The 2,670-nt window shown below is 35.2% G+C and carries 3 protein-coding genes; all 3 read right to left on the bottom strand.

The features are described from left to right. Positions 1-116: 116 nt before the first annotated feature. The 3 genes from OZD63_RS01845 to OZD63_RS01855 all read right to left on the bottom strand — a co-directional run bounded on the left by OZD63_RS01845 (position 117) and on the right by OZD63_RS01855 (position 2,470). Positions 117-386: a transposase gene (locus tag OZD63_RS01845; protein ID WP_275007978.1), complete on the bottom strand. Its 270-nt coding sequence runs from the start codon at positions 384-386 to the stop codon at positions 117-119. 167 nt (positions 387-553) lie between these two features. Further along, positions 554-901, bottom strand: coding sequence for an IS630 transposase-related protein (locus OZD63_RS01850; RefSeq protein WP_022626382.1), 348 nt, complete (start codon positions 899-901; stop codon positions 554-556). A 177-nt stretch (positions 902-1,078) separates the two neighbouring features. Then, entirely contained in the window at positions 1,079-2,470 is a 1,392-nt protein-coding gene (locus OZD63_RS01855) for a hypothetical protein (RefSeq protein WP_275007979.1), read from the bottom strand. Positions 2,471-2,670 lie beyond the last annotated feature (200 nt).

Genomic DNA, 2,670 nt, shown 5'->3' on the forward strand with positions numbered 1-2,670 from the left:
CCAGTATTGGTCTAATTTTTTCAAATTGTTCTTTACTTATATCTCTTGGATAGCTTTTTTGCATAGATATACCTCTTTCTTAACTATGCTTATTTTACCTCATATTTTCGAGATCCTTAACAGGTTCTAAGGCAACTTTTGATGGTGTGCCAACAATGCTCTATCGGATTTAGATCAGGTGAATATGTTGGAAGATAAAGCAAATGACAGCCAAAAGACTCTATTAATGACTTTGTTTTGGGAGTTTTATGGAATGTAGCATTATCCATAACTATGGTTGTATCACGCTGTAATTGCGGAAGTAATCTTCGCTCTAACCATACATTAAATATATCTTTATTACACCCTCCTGTGAAGGTCATTGGTGCAATAAACTTCTCATCCACCTATTATACTCACTCTTTCCCGCTTTTTTCCTGGAACATCAGCATATATTTTTTCTCCTCGTGGAGCTCGTGCATATTCTCGGTATAGTCTATTATCAACTCCTGCTTCATCTATATATAAAATGCTACAGTGGTCTATTTTTGAGACTTTATCGATAAATTGCTGCCTATCTTCTTGATTGCGCTCTTGATAGAATGTGACTTTTTTTAAAGGTTATTTTTAGCTGTCTTAATCTATACCAAATTGCACTTATCCCAAAGCCAAGGTTTTGTTTCATTTCTGCTAGTGTGTGATCTGGGTGTTTTTTGACATATTCTTTGAGTATTTCTGGATCTATTTTTCGAATAAAACCAGTACTTTTTACCGCTTTGAGACCTTGGCCAGTAGCTTTCTTTTTTAGCCATCTATATAGTGTTGCTATCCCTATCTCAAAAACCTCTGCAACTTCAACCTTTGACTTTCCTTTTTCTACCAAAGACACTGCTTTTTCCCTTAAATCTACACTATATACCATCGCTTTCCCTACTTTAAAAAAACATATTATACCTTTATCATTCGCTTTCGAAAATACTATAGTTAGCGGAATGACGGTTTTTCAAATTGTCGGTAAATCTAAGTCAGTTTAGCTATAATTTCCTAAATTTGCTCACAATCTCTTGACTTGACACATATGTTTTTTTCCCAAATGTTACTATCTTCCTCCTTTTCCTTTCTCAATTTGTGCAACCATTTCCTTTACATTTGCATGCGTGAGAAGGGAATTTTTGCTGACATGAGATTTTGGATCAGATTTTGCTGTTACGTGTTTCGTTGCAGATCTTTTATCCTCTGTTAGAAATGAATGAGATTGTTTTTTCTTCACACCGATATCCGCTTGTGCTGCTGGAGTGGTTTTGCTTTCAGCAAGCTGTACATTAGCATTTCCTTTTGCTTGATTTTGCTCAAATTTTTCTTTTAATGCCTTTACTTTACTGCCCATCTCGCGATTAGCTCCTCCTTTCATAGTAGCTGCTGCTACTTTTGGTATCGCCTTACCAGCAGCTTTTTGTGCTGATTTCCTATTGTCTTGATTTTCAGATTTTAGTGGTACTCTTTCAGCTAATTTTTTAAGAATTACTCCTACTACTTTTGGCTCTGTGCTTACTTTTTGATTAGCACGGCTTAGATTTTTAGGCTTTGGCGGTACTGCAGGTTTATCTTTGATTACCACTTTCGATTCTTGTCTAACTTCTTGACCAGTAGTAAACATTTTTTTTGGCACTTGCGGTGGTTTTGGTGGTACGAGGGATTGAGGTTGTTGTTTCTGCTTACGTTCTCTTTTTGCTTCTATATGTTCTTTAGGAACTGTTGCATAAATTGGCTCTTCTTTGGGCGATTTTGAACTCTGCGAATTTTCTATTAAAATTTTACTCTCCTTCTCTTGATAATTTGATATCTCTTTGTATACAGACTCTTCATTTAATGAACTTCCATAGCCTGAATCTTCTCTCTGCTTATATAAAGGATTTTCCTTTTGCTTTTTCTCTTGATAATTTGATATGTCTTCATATTCAGACCCCTGATCTAATGAACTTTCATAGCCTGAATCCTCAGAAGGATTTTCCTTAGCATCAGGCATACTAAAACTATTAGCTCCTTTTAGTAAAGAAGATGTAGACTTTGCCTTGCTTTCTCCATCTGAGGATATTTCTGATTTAAAGCGTACCTTCCTCGAATCTGGAGCAGCCGGAGGTGCTGTTGTTGGTCGCTTTATTTGCCTCATGCGATTACCACCTAATTTTTCTTTCGGCCGTTCTTCTTTTCGCAGCTCAAAAGTACCTTCCTTTTGCTTTCTACCTTCCAAACTCACTTCGTGTGATCTATCTTTTCCTTGACTCTTTTCACTTTGTTCTAAATTTAAAGAACCTTTTAAAATATTATTTTTTCTGAAATCTTTTTCTAATTGTTCCAAGAGATCAATTTTTTTTAAAATTCTTGTATACTTAGCTGCTGTTTCTAAAGTGAAACTTGACAACTCATCATTTACAAAATTACTTATACTACTGTTCTTGGTTGGAAAATTTTTTCCCAAAATTCTATTCATTAATGTTTTAAAAAGACCTAGTGGCTGTTCTACATAATTGTTCAAGTCAGTATATATAACAAACTCAGCTATACCTTTTGCCTCACCTGTAAAACCTTCTAATGCATGAGATAAATCCCTTAACGTTTTGTTAGAACCTGTTTAAAATCTTCGTAATGGGAGAGAAATGAAGGAAAGGACAATCATTTGCAAGCTGGTGT

It is taken from the genome of Wolbachia endosymbiont of Drosophila leontia (assembly GCF_028981785.1).
Lineage (GTDB): Bacteria > Pseudomonadota > Alphaproteobacteria > Rickettsiales > Anaplasmataceae > Wolbachia > Wolbachia pipientis.